At 66.3% G+C, this 25,251-nt stretch carries 19 protein-coding genes and 1 tRNA gene; 15 read left to right on the top strand and 5 right to left on the bottom strand.

Annotated features, from left to right (window positions below; genetic code table 11):
- Positions 1-3 precede the first annotated feature (3 nt).
- The 3 genes from narI to yegQ all read left to right on the top strand — a co-directional run bounded on the left by narI (position 4) and on the right by yegQ (position 3,675).
- Complete coding sequence (narI, locus tag BJP62_RS06705; protein WP_070528134.1) at positions 4-729, top strand: respiratory nitrate reductase subunit gamma; 726 nt, start codon at positions 4-6, stop codon at positions 727-729.
- Positions 726-1,457 carry a peptidylprolyl isomerase gene (locus tag BJP62_RS06700; protein ID WP_083300761.1) on the top strand — a complete coding sequence of 244 codons (732 nt, stop codon included), beginning with the start codon at positions 726-728 and terminating at the stop codon, positions 1,455-1,457. The genes narI and BJP62_RS06700 overlap by 4 nt, the downstream gene beginning before the upstream one ends.
- A gap of 856 nt (positions 1,458-2,313) precedes the next feature.
- Positions 2,314-3,675, top strand: coding sequence for a tRNA 5-hydroxyuridine modification protein YegQ (gene yegQ, locus BJP62_RS06695; protein ID WP_070528130.1), 1,362 nt, complete (start codon positions 2,314-2,316; stop codon positions 3,673-3,675).
- Between the two features lie 27 nt (positions 3,676-3,702).
- Here yegQ and BJP62_RS06690 read toward each other — a convergent pair whose 3' ends face one another.
- Positions 3,703-5,112, bottom strand: a complete 1,410-nt coding sequence (locus BJP62_RS06690; RefSeq protein ID WP_070532421.1) for a PLP-dependent aminotransferase family protein — start codon at positions 5,110-5,112, stop codon at positions 3,703-3,705.
- 133 nt (positions 5,113-5,245) lie between these two features.
- On the opposite strand from BJP62_RS06690, the gene BJP62_RS06685 reads away from it, so the two are divergent.
- From BJP62_RS06685 to BJP62_RS06660, 8 genes are all read left to right on the top strand, one after another.
- Positions 5,246-6,913 (top strand): nitrite/sulfite reductase, encoded by a 1,668-nt coding sequence (locus tag BJP62_RS06685; RefSeq protein ID WP_070532417.1) that lies wholly within the window; start codon positions 5,246-5,248, stop codon positions 6,911-6,913.
- A complete protein-coding gene (locus BJP62_RS06680) occupies positions 6,910-7,440 on the top strand; it encodes a DUF934 domain-containing protein (RefSeq protein WP_070528127.1) in 531 nt (176 codons plus the stop codon). Before BJP62_RS06685 ends, BJP62_RS06680 begins: the two co-directional genes overlap by 4 nt.
- Entirely contained in the window at positions 7,441-8,868 is a 1,428-nt protein-coding gene (locus BJP62_RS06675; RefSeq protein WP_070528124.1) for a cytochrome ubiquinol oxidase subunit I, read from the top strand.
- Positions 8,865-9,869 (top strand): cytochrome d ubiquinol oxidase subunit II, encoded by a 1,005-nt coding sequence (cydB, locus tag BJP62_RS06670; protein ID WP_205700976.1) that lies wholly within the window; start codon positions 8,865-8,867, stop codon positions 9,867-9,869. The genes BJP62_RS06675 and cydB overlap by 4 nt, the downstream gene beginning before the upstream one ends.
- Positions 9,869-9,997 (top strand): DUF2474 family protein, encoded by a 129-nt coding sequence (locus BJP62_RS17945; protein WP_083300759.1) that lies wholly within the window; start codon positions 9,869-9,871, stop codon positions 9,995-9,997. Before cydB ends, BJP62_RS17945 begins: the two co-directional genes overlap by 1 nt.
- Positions 9,998-10,076: 79 nt before the next feature.
- A complete protein-coding gene (gene ccoG / locus BJP62_RS06665; RefSeq protein ID WP_070528122.1) occupies positions 10,077-11,492 on the top strand; it encodes a cytochrome c oxidase accessory protein CcoG in 1,416 nt (471 codons plus the stop codon).
- A gap of 22 nt (positions 11,493-11,514) precedes the next feature.
- Entirely contained in the window at positions 11,515-11,643 is a 129-nt protein-coding gene (locus BJP62_RS19170) for a hypothetical protein (RefSeq protein ID WP_257785854.1), read from the top strand.
- 266 nt (positions 11,644-11,909) lie between these two features.
- Positions 11,910-14,954: an autotransporter outer membrane beta-barrel domain-containing protein gene (locus tag BJP62_RS06660; RefSeq protein ID WP_083300758.1), complete on the top strand. Its 3,045-nt coding sequence runs from the start codon at positions 11,910-11,912 to the stop codon at positions 14,952-14,954.
- A 472-nt stretch (positions 14,955-15,426) separates the two neighbouring features.
- Here BJP62_RS06660 and BJP62_RS06655 read toward each other — a convergent pair.
- A tRNA-Ser gene (locus BJP62_RS06655) sits at positions 15,427-15,516 on the bottom strand.
- Positions 15,517-15,537: 21 nt separating this feature from the next.
- On the opposite strand from BJP62_RS06655, the gene mltF reads away from it, so the two are divergent.
- Both mltF and gltX read left to right on the top strand, forming a co-directional pair.
- Positions 15,538-17,091 (top strand): membrane-bound lytic murein transglycosylase MltF, encoded by a 1,554-nt coding sequence (gene mltF / locus BJP62_RS06650; RefSeq protein WP_083300757.1) that lies wholly within the window; start codon positions 15,538-15,540, stop codon positions 17,089-17,091.
- 117 nt (positions 17,092-17,208) lie between these two features.
- Positions 17,209-18,618 (top strand): glutamate--tRNA ligase, encoded by a 1,410-nt coding sequence (gene gltX / locus BJP62_RS06645; RefSeq protein ID WP_070528116.1) that lies wholly within the window; start codon positions 17,209-17,211, stop codon positions 18,616-18,618.
- 54 nt (positions 18,619-18,672) lie between these two features.
- On the opposite strand, the gene BJP62_RS06640 is transcribed toward gltX, so the two are convergent.
- Positions 18,673-19,167, bottom strand: coding sequence for a superoxide dismutase family protein (locus BJP62_RS06640; protein WP_070528111.1), 495 nt, complete (start codon positions 19,165-19,167; stop codon positions 18,673-18,675).
- A gap of 75 nt (positions 19,168-19,242) precedes the next feature.
- Between BJP62_RS06640 and nagZ the strand changes: the two genes are divergently transcribed.
- Together nagZ and BJP62_RS06630 are read left to right on the top strand one after the other, a co-directional pair.
- Positions 19,243-20,760, top strand: coding sequence for a beta-N-acetylhexosaminidase (nagZ, locus tag BJP62_RS06635; RefSeq protein ID WP_083300756.1), 1,518 nt, complete (start codon positions 19,243-19,245; stop codon positions 20,758-20,760).
- Positions 20,761-21,121: 361 nt separating this feature from the next.
- Complete coding sequence (locus BJP62_RS06630; RefSeq protein ID WP_070528109.1) at positions 21,122-21,559, top strand: hypothetical protein; 438 nt, start codon at positions 21,122-21,124, stop codon at positions 21,557-21,559.
- A gap of 66 nt (positions 21,560-21,625) precedes the next feature.
- On the opposite strand, the gene BJP62_RS17940 is transcribed toward BJP62_RS06630, so the two are convergent.
- Both BJP62_RS17940 and aroA read right to left on the bottom strand, forming a co-directional pair.
- The gene (locus tag BJP62_RS17940) at positions 21,626-23,365 is read right to left on the bottom strand and encodes a glycoside hydrolase family 19 protein (RefSeq protein ID WP_083300755.1); all 1,740 of its coding nucleotides are present in this window, start codon (positions 23,363-23,365) and stop codon (positions 21,626-21,628) included.
- A gap of 529 nt (positions 23,366-23,894) precedes the next feature.
- A complete protein-coding gene (gene aroA / locus BJP62_RS06620; RefSeq protein WP_070528107.1) occupies positions 23,895-25,196 on the bottom strand; it encodes a 3-phosphoshikimate 1-carboxyvinyltransferase in 1,302 nt (433 codons plus the stop codon).
- Between the last annotated feature and the right edge of the window lie 55 nt (positions 25,197-25,251).

The raw sequence follows: 25,251 nt of genomic DNA, 5'->3' as shown, positions 1-25,251 counted from the left end.
GTGATGGATGCCGGGACCTATCTGCACCAGTTCCTGTTCGGGTTCTATCCCTATATTGCGCTGACGGTGTTCTTTGTCGGCAGCCTGTTGCGCTTCGACCGCGAGCAGTACAGCTGGCGAGCCGATTCCTCGCAACTGCTGCGGAAAAGGCAGCTGCGCTGGGGATCGAACCTGTTCCACTTCGGCGTACTCGTCGTGTTTGCCGGTCATCTGGTCGGCTTCCTGATGCCCGAGCCCATCGTGCTGGCCTTCATGAGCGAGCACGCGCACGAACTGCTGGCCATGGTCGGCGGCGGCGTGGCCGGCGTTGCCGCGATCATCGGGCTGTCGATACTGATCCACCGGCGGCTGAGCGATCCGCGGCTGCGCTCCAACAGCCGGCCGTGGGATCTGCTTATTGTCGCGCTGCTCTGGGTGCAACTGGCGCTGGGGCTGGCGACGGTGTATTTCTCGTCGGCCAGGGTCGAAGGCTACAGCTTCCAGGCGCTGATCTACTACGTGCAGGGCATCGTGATCTTCCGGCCGAACAATGCCGATCTGCTGGTTGCGATTCCGTGGGTCTACAAGCTGCACATCTTCCTCGGTCTGACGATTTTCCTCGTGTTCCCGTTTACCCGGCTGGTGCATATCTGGAGCGGGTTCGCTTCGGTGTTCTACCTGTTCCGGCCGTTCCAGCTGATGCGCACGCGGCGGACGCCGCAGGCGCGCGGCGTGCAGGGGCTGAAATGATGGCCATCGACGGCGGTGTTTGCGTCAACGGGATTCCCGTGAACGAGGACGGCATGGCCAACGGCGAAAGCGCGGCGGTGTACGAGCTGTTGCGGCAGCAGGTGCTGCACGAGCAGTTGCTGCCGGACGAGGCCGACGACGAGGCGATGGCTGCAGCGATCGAGCAGTTGCTGCTGCGCGATGTGGCGGTGCCGATGGCCGACGATGCGGCATGCCGGCGCTATTTCGACGCCCACGAGGCCGAATACGTGGTGGGGGAGCGGATCGGCGTGCGCCACATCCTGTTTGGCGTGACGCCCGGTGTGCCGGTCGCCGCTCTGCTCGAACAGGCGCAGCGGGTGTTGCAGGCGGTACTGGCCGCGCCCGAGCGGATCGGCGAGCTGGCGAGGCGCTATTCCAATTGCCCGACCGGTGCCGACGGCGGCAGCCTGGGCTTGCTGAGCCGTGGCGATGCGGTGCCCGAGTTCGAGCAGGCGCTGTTCGGTGGCCGGACGATCGGCGTGCTGCCGCAACTGGTCAGGACGCGCTACGGTTTTCACGTCGTGGTCATCGAGTCGCGCGAGCCGGGTCATGCGCTGCATTACGAGCAGGTGCAGGCGCAGGTCGCGCGGCAATTGCAGACGGTGGCGCTCAAGCGGGCACTGTCGCAGTATGTCCAAGTGCTGGCCGGTCAGGCGGAGCTGACCGGTGTGCAGCTGGCGCAGGCCGATTCGCCACTGCTGCGCTGATTGTCCACCGTTGCGCTGGGCAAGGATGTGGGCGCGCTGTGGGTAAGCCGGGCAAGCGCTTGTTTTTGCTCGGTTAAAGCCTGCTGCGTGATTTTCGGGCAAGGCCGGCGGACTACCCACCGATTCGGTTTGCCGCCGTGTTGACCGCCTGTGGATGGCCGGCGCAAGACCTTGTTTGGACTGGGGTTTTTCATCCTGCCTGTTTTTTGTGCGGCCGATGCCGGCCGGTGGCCATGCCGGAGGCTGCGGCCTCTGCCCATCCCGGCCGGTGACGGGTATCCCCAAAAGCGCTGGGCCGGACTGTGAGGCGGCTGTGGGTAAATGCGGCAAGCACTTGTTCCGGCAGCTTTTTTCCGGGGAGCCCGAAAAACGGGCACGCCACCGTTTCCGGACCGGGCGGCCGCGCCGCTTGTCCCCAGCTTCGTTCGACAAGCGTGTGGAATGGCTGTGGATAAGCCGGCCAGTGCGCTGATTCCTTGGCGGTTTTATCCCTTGCCTGCAAGACGTGCAACGAGCCGGCGCTTCGGGTGTCTGGCTGGGCGGCAAACGGTTTATCCACTCATCCACCGTTTTGCCGCAGCAACGATGTGAGCGGGCTGTGGATCGTTGAAGCAGGTGCTTGTTCCGGAACGGTTTTTTTTCATTGCCCAAATTTTGATCAGGACCGGTACCCGGGGCACGACGCGCTGCAAGCGCATCCATGGGGGCGTCGTCCACCGTTTTCCCGTCACAACGGTGTGGGCCGGCTGTGGGTAAACGGCGCAAGCCCCTGTTTGCGATGTACATTTTGGCGCTGCTCAAAGAATGGGCAGCCGGTGCGGGTACAATGGCGGGCTTTCCGAACCGTCGTCCTGTCATGTCGCTCAAAGCCCCCGAACTGCTCCTGCCTGCCGGCACGCTGGAAAAAATGCGTGCCGCCTACGATTTCGGCGCCGATGCCGTCTATGCCGGCCAGCCGCGCTACAGCCTGCGCGCGCGCAACAACGAGTTCAGGCTCGAGCAGCTGCAGCAGGGCATCGCCGAAGCGCATGCGCGCGGCAAGAAGCTGTTCGTTGCCAGCAACATCCTGCCGCACAACGCCAAGGTGAAAACCTACCTGGCCGACATGGCGCCGGTGATCGCAATGAAGCCCGATGCGCTGATCATGGCCGACCCGGGCCTGATCATGATGGTGCGCGAGCGCTGGCCCGAGCAGCCCATCCACCTGTCGGTGCAGGCCAACACGGTCAACTATGCCGGGGTGAAGTTCTGGCAGTCGCTCGGGCTCGAGCGGGTGATCCTGTCGCGCGAGCTGAGCCTCGATGAGGTCGAGGAGATCCGCCAGTTGTGCCCTGACATCGAGCTGGAAGTCTTCATCCACGGTGCGCTGTGCATCGCCTATTCGGGCCGCTGCCTGCTGTCCGGTTACTTCAACCACCGCGATCCGAACCAGGGCACCTGTACCAACGCCTGCCGCTGGGACTACAAGCTCAGCGACACGCAGTCCGACGACGCCGGCGACGTGCAGCCGGCGAAGATCGACTTCGATTTCAACCGTGCGCTCGGCGAGGCCGAGCAGTCGCTTGCCGCCTGTGGCGGCGCCGAGCGCCACCCGCTCGCCGACCGGACCTATCTGATCGAGGAAGCGAGCCGGCCGGGCGAACTGATGCCGATCATCGAGGACGAGCACGGCACCTACATCATGAACAGCAAGGATTTGCGCGCGGTGCAGCACGTCGAGCGGCTGGCGAGGATCGGCGTCGATTCGCTCAAGGTCGAGGGCCGCACCAAATCGCTGTACTACGTCGCCCGCGCGGCGCAGGTCTACCGCCGGGCGATCGACGACGCGGTGGCCGGCCGCCCGTTCAACCCGGCCTTGCTCGCCGATCTCGACGGCCTGGCCAACCGCGGTTACACCGATGGCTTCTACCAGCGCCACTACACCCACGAGGCGCAGAACTACCTCGACGGCCACTCGAAGGCCAGGCGCAGCCAGTTCGTCGGCGAGGTGAAATCGGTGGTCGATGGCTGGGCCGAGATCGACGTGAAGAACCGCTTCGAAGTCGGCGACGAGCTGGAAATCATCCATCCGTCCGGTAACCAAGTGATCACCCTGGGCGCGCTGCGCGGCAAGGATGGCGCGCCGCTGGCCGCAGCAGCCGGCAACGGCGTGCACGCCAGCATGCCGCTCGACGCGCGGTTCGACGGCGCCCTGATCGCGCGGCTGCTGCGGGACTGAGCGGCGCGTCGTTCCGCCGGCGGACAACTAGCCCGACGATGCCAGCCGGCCGAGCAGCGCCATGCCCTGCTCGAAGTCTTCGCTCCACGGCGAGCCATAGTTGAGCCGCAGGCAGTTGCGGAACCGCCGGCTCGCCGAGAAGATCGGCCCGGGGGCGAGGCTGATGCCCTGTTCGATCGCGCGCCGGTGCAAGTCCAGCGTGTCGAAATCGTCGGGAAACTCGACCCACAGGAAATAGCCGCCGCTGGGGCGGGAGACCCGGACGCCGGCGGGGAAGTGTTCGACCAGCGCGCGGTTCATGCACGCCAGCTGCGATTCGAGCGCGTGCCGCAGCTTGCGCAGATGCTTGTCGTAGGCGCCTGTCTGCAGGTAATCGGCAATTGCCACCTGCGCCGGCACGCTGGCCGACAGCGTCGTCATCAGCTTGAGCCGTTCGATCCGCTGTCCGAAGCGCCCCGGCGAGACCCAGCCGATCCGGTAGCCGGGGGCGAGGGTTTTCGAGAACGAACTGCAGTGCATCACCAGCCCTTGGGTATCGAAGGCCTTGGCCGGCAACGGCGGGTGTTTGCCGAAGTACAGCTCGCCATACACATCGTCTTCGATCAGCGGAATCTGGTGCCGCGCCAGCAGCGCGACCAGCGCCTGTTTCCTGGCTTCGTCCATGCTCGCGCCCATCGGGTTCTGGAACGAGGTCATGAACCAGCAGGCCCTGACCGGATGGCGCTCGAGCGCGGCGGCCAGCGCGTCGAGATCGAGCCCGTTCTTCGGGTGGACCGGGATTTCCAGCGCCTGCATGCCCAGCCGTTCGATCGCCTGCGTCGCCGCGTAGAAACCCGGCGATTCGATCGCGATCACATCGCCCGGCTGCGCGACCGCCGCCAGGCACAGGTTCAGCGCTTCGAGCGCGCCATTGGTGACGATGATGTTCTCGGGGGCCTGCGGCATGCCCATGCCGAGGTAGCGCAGCGCGATCTGCTGCCGCAAGCCGGTGTTGCCCGGTGGCAGGCTGGCGACGGTGTCCCACGGGTCGATGAAGCGCGCCGTCGACGCCAGCGATTTCGCCAGTCGCGGCAGCGGGAACAGCTTCGGCGACGGGAACGCCGAGCCCAGTGGCAGGATGTTGCGGTGCTGGACCGCGCCGAGCACCGAGAACACCAGCTCGCTGATGTCGACCGGTGCGGAGACCTGCGGCGGCAAGCTGGCGGCGGGCTCCGGCGGCAGCGTCTGGCCGGCGCCGGCGACGAAGTAGCCAGAGCGCTCGCGCGCACGGACAAGGCCGCGCTTTTCCAGCAGGTAGTACGCCTGGAACGCCGTCGACGGGCTGACTCGGTGCTGTGCCATTACCTTGCGGATCGACGGTAGCCGCGTGCCCGGCGCCAGCCGGCCGCTGCGGATGTCGGCCGCGATCAGCTCGGCGATGTCTTCGTAACGCTTCATGGCGGCCCCGGTGTTCTGCATCTGATACGCAAAAATATCATTTTTCTGATGCTGTTACTGATTGCGGTCGAAAACGACACTGGGAACCGGTCATCCGAGCGTGGCATCGCCGCGCATGACCGGGGAGAAACCGGTGTACCGATACGATCAATACGACCTGACGCTGCTCGAACAGCGCACCGCGCAGTTCCGCGATCAGGTAGTGCGCCGCCTGTCCGGCGCGCTGAGCGAAGAGGAGTTCCTGCCGCTGCGGCTGCAGAACGGGCTCTACCTGCAGCGCCACGCCTACATGTTGCGTGTGGCGATTCCGTACGGCACGCTGTCGTCGGCGCAGATGCGCGTGCTGGCCGAGATCGGCCGGCGCTGGGATCGCGGCTACGGCCACTTCACCACCCGGCAGAACATCCAGTTCAACTGGATCAACCTCGAAGACGCGCCGGACATCATGGACCGGCTGGCCGAGGCCGAGATGCACGCGATCCAGACCTCGGGCAATGTCGTGCGCAACATCACCACCGAGCAGTTCGCCGGCGTCGCCGCCGACGAGGTGATCGACCCGCGTCCGCTGGCCGAGATCCTCCGGCAGTGGTCGACGCTGAACCCCGAATTCGCCTTCCTGCCGCGCAAGTTCAAGATCGCCATTTCGGCGTCGGCGACCGATCGTGCCGCGGTGCGCGCGCACGACGTCGGCCTTTACCTGTACCGCGGTGACGACGGTGCGCTGCTGCTGCGCGTGCTCGCCGGCGGCGGGCTCGGCCGTACGCCGCTGCTGGGCGCGGTGATCCGCGAGGCGCTGCCGTGGCAGCACCTGACGACGTACGTCGAAGCCGTGCTGCGCGTCTACAACCGCTACGGCCGGCGCGACAACAAGTACAAGGCGCGGATCAAGATCCTGGTGCAGGCGCTCGGTGCCGATGCGTTCGCCGCCGAGGTCGAGCGCGAATGGGACCGGCTGCGCGACAGCCCGGCCACGATCACCGAGGCCGAATACCGCCGCGTCGCCGCGCATTTCGCAGCGCCCGACTACGCCGACGCCGCGACCGACCCCGCCGTGCTCGCCGCGTATCTCGCCGGCGATGCCGCATTCGCGCGCTGGCACCGTCGCAACGTGCACGCGCACCAGCGGGCCGGCTACGCCAGCGTCACGCTGTCTACCAAGCCCGGCATGGCCGCACCGCCCGGCGACGTCAGCAGTGCGCAGATGGCGCTGGTCGCCGGCTGGGCCGAGCGCTTCGGCTTCGGTGAAATCCGCATCAGCCACGAACAGAACCTGATCCTGCCCGACGTGCGCCAGCGCGAGCTGTTCGCGCTGTGGCAGGCCGCCACGGCAGCGGGGCTGGCGACGCCGAATGCCGGCCTGCTGACCGACATCATCGCCTGTCCGGGCGGCGACTACTGCTCGCTGGCGAACGCCCGCTCGATTCCGGTCGCGCAGGCGATCCAGGCGCGCTTCGACGACCTCGATTTCCTGCACGACCTCGGGCCGCTGTCGCTGAACCTCTCGGGCTGCGTCAACGCCTGCGGCCATCACCACCTCGGCAACATCGGCATCCTCGGCGTCGATAAGCACGGCGAGGAGTGGTACCAGGTGACGCTCGGCGGCGAGCAGGGGCTGGACGCGACGATCGGCAAGGTGATCGGCCGCGCCTTCCGCGCCGGCGAGATGCCCGATGTCGTCGACAGGATCGTCGAGACCTTCCGAGCGCACCGGGCCGGTGACGAACCGTTCAGCCAGACCTTCCGGCGCATCGGGCTCGCGCCGTTCAAGACGCGCGTCTACGCACAGGAGGAAGCGGCATGAAACGGATCATCCGGGTGCGGGGAGGTCGCGCCGACGTCGTTGCCGACGACTGCCGGCTGTTCGAAGCCGGTGCGCCGGCCGATGTGGATGCGCGGCACATCGTGCCGGTGGCGCTGTGGCGGCAATGGCGCGCGTGCGGCGGGCTGCCGCCGGCCTACGCCGGCGTGTGGATCGGCGCGGCCGACGACTTCGACGACGTGGCCGAGGCGCTGGTGGCGCTGCCCTTGCTGGCGGTCGATTTTCCGAGTTTCCGCGACGGCCGCGGCTACAGCGTCGCCTACCTGCTGCGCAGCCGCTACGGCTATACCGGCGAGCTGCGCGCTGTGGGCGACGTGCTGCGCGACCAGCTGTTCTACATGCATCGCTGCGGTTTCGATGCGTTCGATGTCCGCGCCGGCAAGGACATCCACGACGCGCTGCTGGGGCTTGCCACCTATACGGTGCGTTACCAGGGCGCCGTCGACGACCCGGTGCCGCTGTTCAGGAAGCGCAGCGCCGATTCTTCCAATCCAGACGGGGAGCACTGAATGAGTACGCTGACCGCGGTCGACCTGGCGCGCATCCAGTTCGCGTTTACCGTTTCCTTCCATATCGTGTTTCCGGCGATCAGCATCGGGCTGGCGAGTTTCATCGCCGTGCTCGAAGGGCTGTGGCTCAAAACCGGCAAGCCGGTCTACCTCGACCTGTGCCGCTTCTGGTCGCGCGTGTTCGCGGTCGCCTTCGGCATGGGCGTCGTCTCCGGCGTGGTGATGAGCTACCAGTTCGGTACCAACTGGAGCGTGTTCTCCAACTTTGCCGGCAGCGTCACCGGGCCCTTGCTGACCTACGAGGTGCTGACGGCGTTTTTCCTCGAAGCCGGCTTCCTCGGCATCATGCTGTTCGGCTGGAACAAGGTCAGCCCGCGCGCGCACTTCGGTGCGACGCTGATGGTCGCGATCGGCACGCTGATCTCGACGTTCTGGATCCTCGCGTCGAACAGCTGGATGCAGACACCGGCCGGTTTCGACATTGTCGACGGCCGCGTGGTGCCGACCGACTGGTGGGCGGTGATCTTCAACCCGTCGTTCCCGTACCGGCTGGTGCACATGACCTTGTCGGCCTTCATCGTCACCGCCTTGCTGGTCGCGGCGACGGCGGCGTGGCATCTGCTGCGGCAGCGCCGAGATGCGGCGATCAAAACCTCGTTCTCGATGGCGCTCGGCATGCTGGTGATCCTCGCGCCGCTGCAGGCCTTCGTCGGCGACCTGCACGGGCTCAACACGCTCAAGCACCAGCCCGCCAAGCTCGCCGCGATCGAGGGCATCTGGGAGACAGAAAAGGGCGGCACCGCGCTCAACCTGTTCGGCATTCCGAACATGAAGGAGGAGCGCACCGACTACGCGCTGGCGATCCCGCATCTGGGCAGCCTGATCCTCACGCATTCGTGGGACGGCGAAATCCGCGGCCTGAAGGAGTGGCCACCGGAAGACCGGCCGAATTCGCTGATCGTGTTCTGGAGCTTCCGCATCATGGTCGGCCTCGGCCTGTTGATGATTGCGCTGGCGGGGCTGTTCCTGCTGCTGCGCTGGCGGGGCCGGCAGTTCGACAGCCGCCTGCTGCAGCGCTTTGCATTGTGGATGGGGCCGAGCGGCTTCGTCGCGCTGCTGGCGGGCTGGGTGACGACCGAGGTCGGCCGCCAGCCGTGGGTGGTGTACGGACTGCTGCGTACCGTCGACGCGGCGTCGCCGGTGTCGTACCAGCAGGTCAGCGTGTCGCTGCTGATCTTCGTGATCGTCTACTTCCTCGTCTTCGGCACCGGCATCCATTACATGCTCAAGCTGCTGCGCACCGGGCCGGTGGCGGACGAGCACACACCGGACGGCGAACGCGAGCCGATCGGCCAGACCGCGACGTATTCGGGCCGGCGCCCGCTGTCCGGCGCCGACGACCTCATCGATGAAGGAGAACGGCAATGATCGACATCACCCTGGTCTGGGCCGGCATCATCGCGCTCGGCGTGTTCATCTACGTGATGCTCGACGGTTTCGATCTGGGCATCGGCATCCTGTTTCCGTTCTTCCCGAACGAGGCCGACCGTGACGTGATGATGAACACCGTCGCACCGGTCTGGGACGGCAACGAAACCTGGCTGGTCCTCGGTGGCGCCGGGCTGTTCGCGGCGTTTCCGGTCGTGTACTCGGCGGTGCTGTCGGCGCTGTACCTGCCGCTGGTGCTGATGCTGGTCGGGCTGATTTTCCGCGGCGTGGCGTTCGAGATCCGCGCCAAGGCGACGCGCACGCGCCACCTGTGGGATCTGGCCTTCATCGCCGGCTCGGTGCTGGCGACGTTCTGCCAGGGCGTCGCGCTCGGTGCCTACATCCAGGGCATCAAGGTCGTCGGCCGCGAATTCGCCGGCGGCGGCTTCGACTGGCTCAGCGCGTTCAGCCTGTTCACCGGCTTCGGCCTGGTGCTGACCTATGCGCTGCTCGGCTGCGGCTGGCTGATCATCAAGACCCAGGGCGAACTGCAGCGGCGGATGATCGTGCTCATGTCGCCGCTGACGTGGCTGCTGCTCGGCGCGATCGCCGTCGTCAGCATCTGGACGCCGCTGCGCGAGCCGGCCGTCGCGGCGCGCTGGTTCAGCCTGCCCAACTTCTTCTGGCTGGCGCCGGTGCCGCTGGCGGTGCTCGGCTGCGCCTGGGGCATCCGCCGGGCACTGCGGCAGGGACGCGACTACGCGCCGTATTTCCTCGCGCTGGCGATCGTCGCCCTCGGCTATTGCGGCTTTCTGATCAGCATCTGGCCGTACCTGATCCCGCCGGCGGTGACGCTGTGGGACGCCGCCGCGCCGGCGAGCAGCCAGTCATTCACGCTCGTGGGGGCGCTGATCATCATCCCGGTCATCCTCGCCTATACCGCGCTCGGTTACTGGGTGTTCCGCGGCAAGGTCCGCCATGACGACGCGGGGTACCACTGATGCGCAATGCCGAACGCCGGGGCCGCTGGCGCGGCGCGCTGTGGTTCGTCGGCCTGTGGGTCGCCGGCGTGCTCGCGCTGACCGCCGTTGCCGGATTCTTCCGACTGCTGATGCGCTGGGTCGGCTAGCAGGCACAAGGCCGGAGGTGGAGCCCGTCCCGGCCTCCGTAAAGCAGCGATCACTAATATATAAGTAATCGGATTCGAGATGAGCAAAACCATCCCCATCGTCCCGGTCGCGGCCGATGCCGCGTACGAGACGACGATCAATGTCGCCGGCCGCCGCAAGATCCATGCACGCATGGCGCACGGCTTCTGGAGCAACTGGCGCATCGCTGCAGTGGTCGCCACCCAGCTGTTCTTCTATCTGGTGCCGTGGTGGCAGATCGACGGCCGGCAGGCGCTGCTGTTCGATCTGGAAACCTTCCGCTTCAATGTATTCGGCATGGTCTGGCTGCCGCAGGACCTGATCTACCTCGCCGCGCTGCTGATCTTCTGTGCGGTGGCGCTGTTCGCATGGACCGCGGTGGCGGGGCGGTTGTGGTGCGGCTTCACCTGTCCGCAAACCGTCTACACCGAGATGTTCATGTGGATCGAGCGCTGGGTCGAGGGCGAGCGCAACGCGCGGATCAAGCTCGACCGTGCGCCGGCCTCGGCCGGCAAGATCGCCCGCAAGGCGGTCAAGCACGGGCTGTGGGTTGCGCTGGCGCTGTGGACCGGCTTCACCTTCGCCGGCTACTTCACGCCGATCCGGCCCTTGTGGCAGGCCGCGCTGGCGTGGAGCGTCGGCGGCTGGACCACGTTCTGGATACTCTGCTACGCCCTCGTCACCTACGGTCACGCCGGCTGGCTGCGCGAGCAGATCTGCCTGCACATGTGCCCGTACTCGCGCTTCCAGAGCGCGATGTTCGACCGCGACACGCTGGTCGTCAGCTACGACAGCCAGCGCGGCGAGCCGCGCGGCGGCCGGCGCAAGGACGCCGACTTCGCCGGCGACGGGCTGGGGTCGTGCGTCGACTGCACCGTCTGCGTCCAGGTCTGCCCGACCGGCATCGACATCCGCAACGGCCTGCAGTACGAGTGCATCGGCTGCGGCGCGTGCATCGACGCGTGCAACGACGTAATGGACAGGATGGACTACCCGCGCGGGCTGATCCGCTTCACCACCGAACACGCGCAGGCGGCCGGGGCGGGCAGGGCGACCATCGCCCGGCGGATGCTGCGGCCCAAGGTGCTCGCCTATGCGGCGGTGCTGGCGGTGATCGCCGCGGCATCGGCGATCGGGCTGGTTAACCACCAGCCGCTCAAGCTCGAGATCGCCCGCGACCGCGGTGTGCTGGCGCGGACGACCGACGAAGGCGGCATCGAAAACGTGTACCTGCTGACGATCCAGAACACCGACGACAAGCCGCACCGCTACCGGCTCAGCGCCGCCGGGCTGCCGGGGCTGGCGTCGTCGCAGCAGGTGCCGGTGACCGTCGCCGCCGGTGGCAGCCAGACCGTGTCGCTGCGGCTGAGCGTGGCCGAGATGCCGTCATCTCGGCAGACGGTCAGCGTGACCCTAGCGGCGATCGATGCACCCCGGCAGTCGGTGACGGAAACGACGACCTTTCTGGCCCCTTGAGCCGGCCTGGTACGGGACGCGCATGACGATGTTCATGAAAGCAATGGTGATAGACCTGATTTCATTCAAAAACTTTGGCCTGGCCTTGGTTGCTGGACAGGGTGAAGAGGGGATGGCGTCAGATATGCATGGGAGGCAGCGACTGGCATGACTATGGGAAGATTTCCTGTTCCGTCAACTTTGCTTCAGTTTTTGATGGTTGATTTTTGTCATATGCTTAAAATCGCATCGTTGCTGCTTAACGTTGCATTGGTCGTGGAGAAATGAAAAGTCCTTGATGAGTGTCAGCGAATATGAACACGCGAGGCGTTCCGACGCGATTCAGGCGGCAATGGGGCCAAGGACGCTGCCTTGGCGTTCAGGGTGTACTGCGGGCGCGAAGGCGCCCGGCACGATCGACGGTAGGGAGAGGGAATAATGAAACCAGCATCTACGCGTATTTTTGCACTGACCCCCATCATGCTGGGGGTGGCCATACTCTGCTGGTCGCAGCAGAGCAATGCGCTGGCGGTGGTTGATACGAGTGGCACGACAACCGTGAACCTAGACTCATTACCCGATCCCAACAACGCCGGCGCCGTCACCGTCAACCAGGGCGTCTCGGTCAACACCTCGAATGGTCCGGCCGTGTTCGGCCAGAACAAATCCTGGACCCTGACGAACCAGGGCTCGCTGAGGAGTTCCGATTCCAGTTCGTTTGCCGTGGTGCTGCGAAACGGCGTTGCGGTAAACAATGCCGCGGGCGCCACCATTTCCGGGGTCGGCGGCGGGCTGACCTCGATCAACGCGCCCACCAAGGTCGTCAACCGCGGCGTGATCGAAGCAACCGCCGGTTCGGGCGTTGAACTGCACGCCGGCGGCGGCCTCGAGAACATGCAGGGCGCGCGCATCACCGGCGGCACGGCGGGGCTCTACCTGATCAACGGCTCGGATCAGGTCGTCAATGCGGGCACCATTTCGGCCACGAACGGCGCCGGCGTTCATTTGGAGGGCGGGAACACCAGGCTGCGCAACGAACGGTCCGGGGCCATCAGTGGCACGACCTACGGCCTGCAGATGGTCAACGGCTCGGAGGCCGTGACCAACCTCGGCCAGATTGCCGCGAGCGCAGGCGTTGGCGTCGATTTTTCGGCCGGCGGTACGCTGGTGAATCTGCAGGGCGCATCCATTCAGGGCAGCGTCGGCGGCGTGCACACAACGAACGGTGCCGCACAGATCACCACGGCAGGCACGATCGGCGGCGGGACGTATTCGGTGCAGTTTGCGACCGGCAACGGCACGCTCACGATGCAGACGGGGGCGTTGCTGCAGGGCGCGGCGCTCGGCGGCGATACCAGTCATCTCATCCTGGAAGGGACGGGGACCGCCAGCAACGACTTCCTCAAGTTCGGCTCGCTGGACATGGTCGGCAGCGAGTGGACGCTGCTCGGTCGCACCGAAGCGCGCACGGCAACGGTCTCCAACGGCCGCCTTCTGATCGGCGTGCCGGGTTCCAGTGGCGCGATCCTCTATGCGGATACCGTGACGATCCAGCCCGGTACCGAACTGGTCGCCTACAACAGCAAAATCCATGGCGACGTGACCAATCGAGGCACGTTCTATGTTGGCAACGGCTACGCCTTCCCCAGCGGCACGGCGCCATCCACCGTTTATCTCGAAGGCGCTTATACCAACGTCGGCAAAACAATCCTCAGCGCGGGCCAGCCGTTCGGAAACACGCTGAACATCGCGGGCAGCTATAGCGGTGTCGGCGGCTCGCTGACGGTTGGCGCCCTGCTGGATGATCCTTATCTCGGCCCCATCGCAAACCAGGTGGCCGACCGGATGCTGATTCACGGCGCCGCCGTCGGCCCCACGAACGTGATGGTCCTGACCAGGACTGAAACGCAAGGCGCGGCAGCCGCAATTGCTGCGGTTGCCAAGACATTGCCGACCAATGCCTATGCCAGACAGGACGGACTGGTGGTTTCGGCAACCGAGGGGGTCTCGCTGATTCAGGTTGCCGGCGCATCGTCGGCCGGTGCGTTCACGATGGCCCGCGACTATGTCACAGGCGGAACGCCGTACCAGTTCAAACTCCTGGCGTTCGGCCCCGGCTCACCGAACGGCCCGGCTGCGGCCAGCCAGAATCTGGTCGGGTTCCCGAATTCGTACTGGGACTACCGGCTTGAGCGCGTCTATGTCACCGCGGTGCCGCTTCCTCCGGGAACGGTTGGCACCCTGCCGCCCGGCGGCGGAGGCACGGATCCAGGCGACGGCGGTGGCACGAATCCCGGCGGTGGCGGCGGGACGAATCCCGGCGGCGGTGGTGGCACGAACCCCGGCGGTGGCGGCGGGACGAATCCCGGCGGCGGTGGTGGCACGAATCCCGGCGGTGGCGGCGGGACGAATCCCGGCGGCGGCGGCGGCACGAACCCCGGCGGCGGTGGTGGAACAAACCCCGGCGGTGGCGGCGGTGGCGGCGGTGGCACCGAGACTCCGGGGCGCTGGGTGGTTGCCCCGCAAGTACCGGGCTACATCAGCCAGACCGGCGCGCTCTTCAATGCAGGCCTGCAGGATCTGGACAGCCTGCACCGCCGCCTTGGCGAGATTCACGGGGCCACGGAGTCCGGGGCCGATTCGCGCGCTGGAGAAGGCTTCATCCGGGTCTATGGCAATACGTCGAGCTACAAGACCGACGTTTCATTCGAGCGCTACGGTTATGACGCCGATCAGAATTATTCGGCGGTGCAGTTCGGTGGCAACGCCATCCTGAATCATTACCAGAACGCCACGCTTCGGCTGGGCGGTGCCGTTTCGCTGGGGCATTCCCGGGTGACTCCGGATGCCGTGGACGGCGACAGCATCACGCGTACCGATACGCAGAATCTGGCGGCGATGGCAACGTACCTGCATGACGACGGCTGGTATGTGGATGCGATCCTGTCCGGCGGGATATTCCAGGCAGGAACGACGACGTCGACCTATGGCGGCGACGAGGTCGCCTCGTATGACGGCAACAGCTACGCCGCGTCGATCGAGTTTGGCTATCCGCTGGCTCTGGGCAATGGTGGATTCAGTTTCGAACCGCAGTTCCAGTATGTCTGGCAACGCCTCCGCTTCGACGACTTCACCGACAAGGACGGCATCGCTACCCGCCTGGGCAGCCAGTCCCAGAATATCGTGCGCCTTGGCGGGCGGCTGACCCGCAGCTTCGAGACCGGCGACGGCACGCGCATGACGCCTTACCTGACCGCCGACTATCTGCAAGGGCTCGATGGCGATGGCGCCATCGTGGTCGGCGACGTCGACTTTCCGGTCGGAAAGTATGGCCGGAACTGGCGGGTGGGCGCCGGGCTCAGCGGCATGGCGACCAGGCAGTTGTCGCTCTATGCCGAATTCTCGTATCAGCGGCAGTTCAACGACGCGGGATGGGACGGCTGGCAGTTCAACGGCGGCCTGCGCTACATGTTCGGTGGATGACCGCACCAACGCCCTCGCGCGCAAAGCACGTGAGGGCGTGTTGCGACATGCCCGGTTGCCGCGTTGCGCAAGTCGTCCCCGTTTCGCCGACTCCGGCGGCCGCGGCCACGGGGCCTCCCCCGGTGGCCAGGGGCTGGCGGAGGCGGGGCGGGCAATCATCGTCACGGCGTGCCGGACAAAACTTGCTTATCGCGGAGCCTCGGCTACGCTGCTGGGGGATGCACGGCGGAAAAAGCCCGGACTCTCGGTCGAAACCGGGGTTGCCGGGGGAAAAGCACCTACCGTTTGTCTGTCGATCAGCGGTCGGTGAGAGGGGCGATCGGAACGCGAAGGGAGCGAAACCGTGTCCCGGCCCGTCCGGAACAGTCCAAAGGCAACCGAAACGGCAAGGCAACGTCAGGTGACTGGCCGGCAACGGCAGGAATGAAAAAGCCCCTGAATCCTTACGAATTCAGGGGCTTTGTATGGGTCTTGGCGGAGAGGGTGGGATTCGAACCCACGGTAGGCTTGCACCTACGCCTGATTTCGAGTCAGGTACATTCGACCACTCTGCCACCTCTCCGGCAAGAGAGACGCATAATACATGCTTCTCGGAGAAATGCAAAGTCTTTACGTTTGTGTTGCGGAAAAACTGTTGGCAGAATGCACGCCAACAGCATTATTTTGGAGCGGCATGAAGAACTGGTTGATGGCTTTGGCGACAGTAGCCCTGGTGGGATGCGGCGATATGCCTGCAAACAAGGCCCACCAAGCGGCCCCGTGGACCGAATCGCGCGAGCTGGTTGTGCTCGTGCAGAATGGTCCGACGACGTTCTACGTCGATGCGGAGGGGCATTACGCAGGGCTGGAATATGACCTCGTTACGCGTTTCGCGTCCGAAAACGGACTCAAGGTGCGCTTCGTGGTCGAACCCAACTACGCAAAGCTCTTCGAGCGGCTCCAACGCAACGAAGCGCATCTGGCAGTCGGCGTGCACCAGACGACGGACGAAAGCGGCATCCGCTTCGGCCCGGCGTACCAGTCGGTGCGCCCGGTGCTCGTGTACCGCAACGATCGCAGCGAGCAGGCTGCGCTCAATGCCGTCCTGAACGGCGGAGCAACGGTCGAGACCATGCCGCAGTACGTGCAGGGACTCAATCAGCTCAAGACCAAATCCCCGTCGCTGACCTGGCGTGTCGCCGAGGCAGGCGACAGCGAGGAGCTGGTCGAGGCGGTGGCACAGCGCAAGATCGATTACGCGATCGTCGGTTCGCAAGTGGCCGAGCTGGCGCAGAAGTATTACCCGCAAGTGGCGATTTCCGAGAAAAGCGGCGACCCGCAGCAGCTGGCGTGGGCGATGCGCGATGACGATGGCGAACTGCAGGGCAAGCTGACGCAGTTCTTTGCCGAAGTCCGCGCCGACAAGTCGCTGGCCAAGCTCACCGACCGCTATTACGGTCACGTCAACCGCGTGGGTCCGCCCGATTCGGTGGCCTTCCTGAGCAAGCGCACCAGCGTGCTGCCGAAGTATCAGGGCTGGTTCAAGAAAGCCGAGGCCGAGACCGAGATCGACTGGCGTCTGCTTGCGGCGCTGTCGTATCAGGAGTCGCACTGGGATCCGAATGCGGTATCGCCGTTCGGCGTGCGCGGGCTGATGATGCTGACCAACGACACCGCGCAGCGCATGGGGGTCGACCGGCTGAACCCGCAGCAGAGCATTCTCGGCGGCGCGCGCTATCTGGCGCTGCTCCGTGACGGCCTCGACGACGCGATCGCCGAGCCCGACCGCACCTGGCTGGCGCTGGCCGCATACAACGTCGGCCTCGGGCACCTGCTCGATGCGCGCGAGCTGGCGCGCCGGCAGGGCAAGAATCCGGACAGCTGGGCCGACGTGAAGACCACGCTGCCGCTGCTGCGCGATCCGAAGTACTACAACACCGTGCGCTTCGGTTACGCCCGTGGCGGCGAACCGGTTGCCTATGTCGAAACGCTGCGCAGCTTCTACGACATCCTCGTGCGCTTCGAGTCGCCGGCGACACCGGCCGAGCCGCAGCTGGCCGCCAATGTCGAAGTCCTGAATCCGGCCAACCGGATCCTGCAGATCAACAACCGCGTCGCCCGGTCCAGATCGAAGCCGGTGATGACCGCCGCGCTGTGACGCGCGCTGCCGTTCCTGCGTGAATCCGCCGGCCTCTTGGCCGGTTTTTTCTGTCCGCTGCACGGGCAGGCGGCTGCGGGTAAAATGTCGCCTTTGCGATCCCTACCTGTTGCCGCCATGACTGCTCCGACTTCCGCCATCCGCACCCGTTTCGCACCCAGCCCCACCGGCCTGCTGCATATCGGTGGCGTGCGTACCGCGCTGTTCTCCTGGGCCTACGCCAGAAAGCACCAGGGGGTGTTCGTGCTGCGCATCGAGGACACCGATCTCGAGCGTTCGACGCCGGAGTCGGTCGCCGCGATCATGGACGGCATGCACTGGGTCGGCCTCGGCTACGACGAGGGCCCGTTCTACCAGATGCAGCGGATGGACCGGTACAAGGCCGTCATCGCCCAGATGCTCGCTTCCGGCCATGCCTACCACTGCTACTGCTCGCGCGAGGAACTCGACGCGATGCGCGCCGAGGCCGAGGCACGCGGCGAGAAGCCGCGTTACGACCGCCGCTGGCGGCCCGAGGACGGCAAGGCGCTGCCCGAGGCCCCGGCCGGCGTCTCGCCGGTGGTGCGTTTCCGTACCCCGATCGACGGCGTCGTCGCCTGGGACGACCAGGTCAAGGGCCGGATCGAGATCTCCAATACCGAGCTTGACGACCTGATCATCGCCCGTCCGGACGGCACGCCGACGTACAACTTCTGCGTCGTCGTCGACGACTGGGACATGCGGATCAGCCACGTGATCCGCGGCGATGACCACGTCAACAACACGCCGCGGCAGATCCACATGTACGAGGCGCTCGGTGCGCCGGTGCCGGCGTTTGCCCACCTGCCGATGATCTTCAACGATCAGGGCCAGAAGATGAGCAAGCGCCGCGACGCGGTCAGCGTGGTCGACTACGACAAGATGGGTTTCCTGCCCGAAGCGCTGCTCAACTATCTGGCGCGGCTCGGCTGGGCGCACGGCGACGACGAGTTCTTCACGATGGACCAGTTCGTCGAATGGTTCGATCTGGTCAATGTCAGCCCGAGCCCGAGCCGTTTCGACCGCGACAAGCTGCTGTGGCTGAACGCGCAGCACATCAAGGCGGCCGAGCCGCTGCGGCTGGCGCAGCGCGTCGCCGGCTTCCTCGCCGACAAGGGCGTCGACCCGGCGGACGGGCCGTGCCTTGCCGAGGTGTGCGTGCTGCTGAAGGACCGCAGCCAGACGCTGGTCGAAATGGCCGACCAGGCCGAATATTTCTATCGTCCGCTGGTGCCGAGCGCCGACGTTGCCGAAAAGCACCTGACGCCGGATGACGAGGCACGGCTCGGTTTCTTCGCCGAAGGCGTCGCCAGGCTCGAGACGTGGGATCAGGCCAGCCTTGGCGCTTTCATCAAGGACTTCGTCAAGCAGCAGGGCGTGAAGATGCCGCAGGTCGGCATGCCGTTGCGCGCCAAGGTCTGCGGCATCACCAACACGTCGTCGGTCGACGCGGTGCTGGCGCTGCTGGGCCGCGACGAGGTGCTGCGCCGGCTGGCGATGACGAACTGAGACCGGCGCTAGCCGATGATGCCGCAGGCGGTTAACTGATCACGCCGCAGGGATTTAGTTGATCACGCCGCAGGCGATTCGGGCACCGGCATCGCCGGCCGGCTGGCTCTTCAGGTCGTCCGGGCCGGCATGAACGATCAGCGCCCGGCCGCGCAGCGCGTCGAGCCGGACGCCGCTGATCCTGACCGACGTCGAGACCCGGCCGTCGGCGCCGGCGACGACGTTGCCCAGGTCGCCGGCATGGCGGGCGGCGGTCTCGGGGCCGCCGTGCGCGTGGTTGCCGGGATTGAAGTGCGCGCCGGCGCTGCTGGCATCCGGGGCCGAGCAGTCGCCCTTTTCATGCACGTGGAAGCCGTGCTGCCCCGGTGTCAGGCCGGTCAGCGTCACGTCGAGCAACAGCGTATCGCCGCTCTGGCGGAGCCCGACCTTGCCGGTGGCGGTCTGGCCACTGGTCGGCAGCAGCGTTGCCTGTGCCGTCTGCGTCGCCTGCGGCATCATCGCGCAGGCGGTCAGCGCTGCAAGCCCGGTCAGTAGGAAAGCGTGGCGCATGGCTGGGCTCCGGCGGCGGGGGCAGATATTACGATGTAGCTTCATGCTGCGACCGAGGCAAGCGGGAGAAGACGAATGAACTTACAGCAACAGATCGGCCAGCTGCTGATGGCCGGCTTTGACGGACTGGTGCCGAGCCCGGGCGTGGCGCGGCTGATCCGCGAACGCGGCATCGGCGGGGTGATCCTGTTCCGCCGCAACGTCGAGACGCCGGCGCAGGTCGCTGCGCTGTGCCGGCGGCTGCAGCAGATCAATGCCGAGGTCAGCGACGTGCCGCTGCTGATCGGCATCGATCAGGAAGGCGGCATGGTGATGCGGATCGAGGATGGCATGACGCCGCTGCCGTCGGCGCTGGCCTATCAGGCCGCGGGCAGCGTCGACGATTGCCGCGAGCTGGTCCGCGCCGGCAATGCCGAACTGGCGATGCTGGGCATCAATATCAATTTCGCGCCGGTGCTCGACGTCAACAACAACCGCGCCAACCCGGTGATCGGCGTGCGTGCGTTCGGCGAAGACGTCGATACCGTCTGCCGCTACGGGCTGGCGGCGCTCGACGGCATCCGTGCCGCCGGGCTGGCGGCGACGGCCAAGCACTTCCCCGGTCACGGCGATACCGATACCGATTCGCACCTCGGCGTGCCGCGCGTCGGCCATGAGCGGGCGCGGCTCGACGCGATCGAGCTGGCGCCGTTCCGCGCCGCGATCGCCGCCGGTGTCGACGCGGTGATGAGCTCGCACGTCGCGTTTCCGGCGGTCGAACCCGATCCGGACCTGCCGTCGACGCGCTCGCACGCCGTACTGACCGGCCTGCTGCGCGACGAGCTGGGCTTCAACGGCGTCGTGTTCACCGATTGCCTCGAGATGGACGCGATTGCCCGGGGGCCGGGCGGCACCGTCGGCGGCGCCGTCGATGCATTCAAGGCCGGTGCCGACGTGTTGCTGATCTCGCACCGCGAGGACAGGCAGTACGGTTTCCTTGAGGCGCTGGCCGCGGAAGTCGATACCGGCGGGGTCGATCCGGCGCGCATCGCCGCATCGGCCGGGCGGATTCTGGCGCTGAAGCGGCGCCTGTCCGACTGGCGTGCGCTGCCGGCCGAGCCGGTACTGCGTACCGATGCCGCGCTGGCGCTGGCCGAACGGGTGCAGCGGCAGGCGGTACGCCGTCACGGTCGGGGCATCGACCCGAACCTGCCGGTGCTGCTGCTGACGTTCGAGGTCCGTGCGCGGACCGAGATCGACGAGGTCGCGATGGGCAAGGCGGCGCTGGTGCGCGACACGCTGGCGACGCCGCTGCTGGCAGCCGGCGTGGCCGTCGACGAGATCGCGCTGCCGCTGGCCCCCGGTGCCGAAGAAGCCGCCGCGGCGCTGGCGCGGGTAGCCGGCGCCGCGCAGATCGTCTGCGTCAGCTACAACGCCGTGCTGCAGCCGGCGCAACGGGCGTTGATCGCCGCGCTGCCGTTCGAGCGGCTCTGGCTGGTTGCCGGCCGCTTGCCGTACGACACCGACCTCGTGCCGCAGGCTGCGGGGCGGCTGGCGGCATTCGGCAACCGGCCGGCGATGCTCGCGGCGGTGACCGATGCGCTTTTGCGCTGAGCAAAAAAAAGCGGGGAGCCGAAGCTCCCCGTCAAGACGCATGCCCCAGGCAAAGGCATGAGCAGCATCCGGTGCGGCACCCGGCCGCGATCTACCGATGAAGTGGTCTTATTCATGCCATCGGTATAGTCCTGCAATACTATCTTCGATAGTTGTACTGTCAAGAAATTTGCCCGGATTTTTCCGATAAACATCATGGATTTGCCGACATTGCGCTTTCAATGACCGCAGGCTTTCTATGTATGCGGGCCAATTTGCCCGGGCAAGTGGTCTTGTCCTGGATGGGCGGCAGGTATGGCGGTCTTGCCGTGAAAAGGGATCGGGTATACTGGGCGCCCCCGTTCTGCCCGAATCCCGTGTCATGCGTATCCTGCTTGCCCTGCTGCTGAGCTTCTCCCTGAGCACCGCTTTCGCCGAGGATGCGCCGTTGCCGTTCGACGACCCGGCGGCCTTGCCGCCTCCGGCGGCGCGCAGTGCGCCGGCTCCGAAGGTCAGCCGCGCGCAGCCGGTCTCGCACAAGTCCGCAACCCGGCATTCGAGCGCCAAGGCGCGGAAACAGCATTCGGCCAAGCAGGTCTCCAAGAAGGGCCGCAGTACGCGTCAGGCGGCAGCGACCACCAAGCATCGCAGCGCCAAGGCATCGACCCATGCACGCAAACCGGCAGCGAAGGCGCCGAAGGCCACGATGAGGACGAAGTCGTCGGTCAGGAAAACCCCGGCCAGAAAGACGCCGGCGAAGCAGGGCGCCGCACACAAGAAGAAGACGACGAAGACGACGAAGAAGACGACACACCGCTGAGACGTCCGGCGGTGATCAGGAAAAACGGGGGCCGAGGCCCCCGTTTTTCATTGCTGGAAAGCTCGCTTACTTCAGCGCCACGCCCCAGTTCTTCTCGACGCACTTCACGTAGTTGCCTTCGATCAGCGCGTTGTACGGCGTCTGGTAGCTGACCAGCATGCACTGGTTGTCGCCGCCAACGTTCCAGTTCTTCTCCCAGTAGATGTTGTACGCCGCCGAGCTGCCCGGGCCAAAGCGCTGCATCGTCGCGCAGCTCAGCTGTTCCTTGCTGTAGTCCCAGCCGAGTTCGCGCGAGAACTCCTTGTAGTAGTCGATGCGGTTCTGCGCGGCCTGCTTCTCGGTCCCCAGGCCGCATTCGGCGTTGATGATCTGGATCGTCGTCGCGAAGTTGTTGCCGGTGCCGGCGGCCTGGTCGGCCTGGTTCGGCACCCAGGTGCCGTCGATCACGTGCAGCATCGACGGTTTCGGCGGTTGCGGATAGACGAAGAAGAACGTGGCGCTGGCGAGATTGAGCCAGGTCGATGCGACGAGGTCCGGCTCGTTCAGCAGCTTGAACTGGTCACCGCCGTACATCACCTGCGAGAACGGGCCGTAGTTGTAGTTGTACGAGAGCTGCTTGGCGCCGCGGCCGAAGTACTTCTTCCAGCTGCCGTCGGCGTTCTTGCCGCAGGTCCACACGGTGTTGAACACCGGATCGGCGCACTCGGTGTTGTAGCCGCAGCCCGGGCCGGTTTCCTCACAACCGAGCTCGCGCAGGTACTTCAGCGCCTGACGCCATTCGGGCACGGTGTCGTTGCGGTTGTGGTCGCCGGTTTCCTGCGCGAAGTGCGCGAACATCGTCGCCAGGCTGTGGCGGCAGATCGCATCGGCATCGCGGCCGTCCTTGTAGTCGTCGCAGATCGCCGGGAACTTGGCGTTGGCCTGCAGGAAGCGCTGGTAGGTGTAGCTCGCGTCACGGCGCGGGAACAGGTATTCCCACTTGGCTTCCGGCAGCAGCCGCTCGATCCGCTTCACGTTGAGCGGGTTGTCGGTCTTGCCCGGCGCCACGGCGTCGACGACGGCGTTCGGCGCGGTGCGGATCGACGCCTTCACGGTGCGGAAGAAGTCGTTGTTGGTCAGCTCGGCTTCCTTGGCCTCGGCCTGGGCCTTGGTGGGGACGCCGCCCGGTGCCGGCGTCGGCGTGGTGCCGGTCGAACCGCCGCCGGACGAGCCGCTGCACGCACCGGCGTCGACCCAGACGCCGCCCTTGCTCGGGTCATCACCCTTGGTCCACCACTTGGCGCTGTAATTGCGGTTCAGCTGGCTGGCGCTGGCGCCGCCGCTGTACGCGGTAGCGGCATCCCAGGCGGCGACGCAGGCGGTGCCGGCCGGTGTCGGAGCGGGTGTCGGAGCGGGGGTCGGAGCAGGCGTCGGAGCAGGCGTCGGAGCAGGCGTCGGAGCAGGTGTCGGAGCAGGTGTCGGAGCGGGTGTCGGGGCAGGCGTCGGAGCGGGTGTCGGCGCGGGTGTCGGAGCCGGCGTCGGAGCGGGCGTCGGAGCGGGCGTCGGAGCGGGCGTCGGAGCGGGTGTCGGAGCGGGTGTCGGAGCGGGCGTCGCGCCGCCGGCGTTGCCGATCAGTTCCCACGGCCCCCATTGCTCGGCGCCGGGCGTGTTGCCTTGCGTCCACCACTTGGCTTTCCAGGTCTTGCCGGCGTGGTCGACCGACTGGCCGGCGGTATAGACGGCCTTGGCGTCCCAGGCAGGGGCGGCATAAGCCTGTGCAGCGAAGACTGCGGCCACGGCGAGCGCGGCGATTTTCGGGTAATGCATCTCGACTCCATCGTTATGGGTGGCGACGGGGTCGGAACGAGCCGTGCCACTTTGGTCATGCAAAAAGCATGGCGATGGTATCACCGCGATTCCGGTGCAAATCCGGGCCGCCGGCCTGTAAGCAAGGCGCAGAATGGGCGGATGCAAGGCGTACGGCGCTGTCTGTTTTTGGTCTGCCCGGTGACAACCGGAATTGGATTTGTCTTGCAAAACAAGCTGGTATCAACAGCCGGACAGGGCTGATGCCAGTTCGTTGCAAACCGGCCCGGCGACGCGGCGCGGGCGCGGGCTGGCCACTCGCAGGCGCCGGTGGCCGACGCGCGTCGGCTTCGGCAAGGCGGACGGTAGCGGGCCGTCTGCCGACAATCATGTCGGTTTACGGGGCGTGTAGCCCTGCTCTGACCACGAATGAAAGAAGGCCGGCAATGCCGGCCCTCCCGGTTGCGTGAAACGGAGCGGTTAAAGCCCCTGGGGGACGTCCTGCCGGGTACACATCCGGCGCAACGCAGCCTGCAGGGGGCAGGTGCGCTCAGCCGGCGATGCGCGCCAGTTCGGCAAAGTAGGTCGGGAAAGTCTTGGCGGTGCAGTTCGGATCGAGAATGCGCACCGGCACGCCGCCGAGCGCGACCAGCGAGAAGCACATTGCCATCCGGTGGTCGTCGTAGGTGCCGATTTCGGCATTCGGCGTCAGCGCCGCCGGCGGCGTCACGACGATGTAGTCCTGGCCTTCCTCGACGGTGGCGCCGACCTTGCGCAGCTCGGTTGCCATTGCGCTGAGGCGGTCGGTTTCCTTGACGCGCCAGCTTTCGATATTGCGGATCGTCGTCGTGCCGTCGGCGAACAGCGCGGCGACGGCGATCGTCATCGCCGCATCGGGGATGTGGTTGAGGTCGACGTCGAGCGCCCTGAGCCTGCCCGATGCGGGCGGTGCCGCTGAAATCCAGTTCGGGCCCCAGCTGATCTGCGCGCCCATCTGCGCCAGTGTCTCGGCAAAGCGCTTGTCGCCCTGAATGCTTTCGCTGCCGACCCCCTCGACGCGGACCGCACCGCCGCCCAGTGCGCCGATCGCGCCGGCGGCGAGGAAGTACGACGCGCTCGACGCGTCGCCTTCGACGAAGATCTCGCCGGGCGACACATAGGTCTGGCCGCCCTTGATGACGAACTCCTGCCAGCCATGGCGCTCGACGGTGACGCCGAACTTGGCCATCAGGTTCAGCGTGATCTCGATGTAGGGCTTGGAGATCAGCTCGCCGACGACTTCGATCGTCACGTCTTCGCCGCTCAAAGGCAGCGCCATCAGCAGCGCGGTGAGGAACTGGCTCGAGACATTGCCCTTGACCGGAATGCGCCGGCCGGTGGCAATTTCGCCCGGATGGATCTGCAGCGGCGGGAAGCCCTCGGTGCCGAGGTAGTCGATCTTCGCACCGGCGACGCGCAGCGCGTCGACCAGATCGCCGATCGGGCGCTCGTGCATCCGTGCGACGCCTTCAAGCTTGTAGCTGCCGCCGGCGAGCGCCAGCGCGGCGGTCAGCGGCCGGAACGCGGTGCCGGCGTTGCCGAGGAAGAGTTCGGCCTGCTTGACCGGAAACGCACCCGCGCCGCCGCGGACGACGAAATCGCGGCTGTCGCCCTGCTGTTCCCAGGCGATGCCGAGCGCTTCGAGCGCTTCGAGCATCCGCTGCGTGTCGTCCGAGGCGAGCAGGCCGCGCACCTGCGTGTCGCCCTTGGACAGCGCGGCGAGCAGCAGGGTGCGGTTGGAAATGCTCTTGGAGCCGGGCAGTTGCACGGTGCCGTTGACGCGGGCGATCGGGGCGAGGTCGAGGAATTCCATGGTCGGGTGCGGTGCGGGAAAACCCCGATCATAGCGCGATGGCGACGGTTTCCGC

Source organism: Jeongeupia sp. USM3 (genome assembly GCF_001808185.1).
Lineage (GTDB): Bacteria > Pseudomonadota > Gammaproteobacteria > Burkholderiales > Chitinibacteraceae > Jeongeupia.
This window is presented reverse-complemented; position numbering and strand designations above follow the sequence as displayed.

Excerpts from the sequence above, each read along its gene's own strand:
- BJP62_RS06640 (WP_070528111.1), bottom strand. The coding sequence starts at position 19,167 with ATGCGCCACGCTTTCCTACTGACCGGGCTTGCAGCGCTGACCGCCTGC.
- BJP62_RS06680 (WP_070528127.1), top strand. The coding sequence starts at position 6,910 with ATGAAACGGATCATCCGGGTGCGGGGAGGTCGCGCCGACGTCGTTGCC.
- narI (WP_070528134.1), top strand. The coding sequence starts at position 4 with ATGGATGCCGGGACCTATCTGCACCAGTTCCTGTTCGGGTTCTATCCC.
- cydB (WP_205700976.1), top strand. The coding sequence starts at position 8,865 with ATGATCGACATCACCCTGGTCTGGGCCGGCATCATCGCGCTCGGCGTG.
- BJP62_RS06690 (WP_070532421.1), bottom strand. The coding sequence starts at position 5,112 with ATGAAGCGTTACGAAGACATCGCCGAGCTGATCGCGGCCGACATCCGC.
- mltF (WP_083300757.1), top strand. The coding sequence starts at position 15,538 with ATGCTTCTCGGAGAAATGCAAAGTCTTTACGTTTGTGTTGCGGAAAAA.
- aroA (WP_070528107.1), bottom strand. The coding sequence starts at position 25,196 with ATGGAATTCCTCGACCTCGCCCCGATCGCCCGCGTCAACGGCACCGTG.
- BJP62_RS17940 (WP_083300755.1), bottom strand. The coding sequence starts at position 23,365 with ATGCATTACCCGAAAATCGCCGCGCTCGCCGTGGCCGCAGTCTTCGCT.
- BJP62_RS19170 (WP_257785854.1), top strand. The coding sequence starts at position 11,515 with ATGACGATGTTCATGAAAGCAATGGTGATAGACCTGATTTCATTCAAA.
- yegQ (WP_070528130.1), top strand. The coding sequence starts at position 2,314 with ATGTCGCTCAAAGCCCCCGAACTGCTCCTGCCTGCCGGCACGCTGGAA.
- BJP62_RS06660 (WP_083300758.1), top strand. The coding sequence starts at position 11,910 with ATGAAACCAGCATCTACGCGTATTTTTGCACTGACCCCCATCATGCTG.
- BJP62_RS06700 (WP_083300761.1), top strand. The coding sequence starts at position 726 with ATGATGGCCATCGACGGCGGTGTTTGCGTCAACGGGATTCCCGTGAAC.
- ccoG (WP_070528122.1), top strand. The coding sequence starts at position 10,077 with ATGAGCAAAACCATCCCCATCGTCCCGGTCGCGGCCGATGCCGCGTAC.
- BJP62_RS06675 (WP_070528124.1), top strand. The coding sequence starts at position 7,441 with ATGAGTACGCTGACCGCGGTCGACCTGGCGCGCATCCAGTTCGCGTTT.
- BJP62_RS06630 (WP_070528109.1), top strand. The coding sequence starts at position 21,122 with ATGCGTATCCTGCTTGCCCTGCTGCTGAGCTTCTCCCTGAGCACCGCT.
- nagZ (WP_083300756.1), top strand. The coding sequence starts at position 19,243 with ATGAACTTACAGCAACAGATCGGCCAGCTGCTGATGGCCGGCTTTGAC.
- gltX (WP_070528116.1), top strand. The coding sequence starts at position 17,209 with ATGACTGCTCCGACTTCCGCCATCCGCACCCGTTTCGCACCCAGCCCC.
- BJP62_RS17945 (WP_083300759.1), top strand. The coding sequence starts at position 9,869 with ATGCGCAATGCCGAACGCCGGGGCCGCTGGCGCGGCGCGCTGTGGTTC.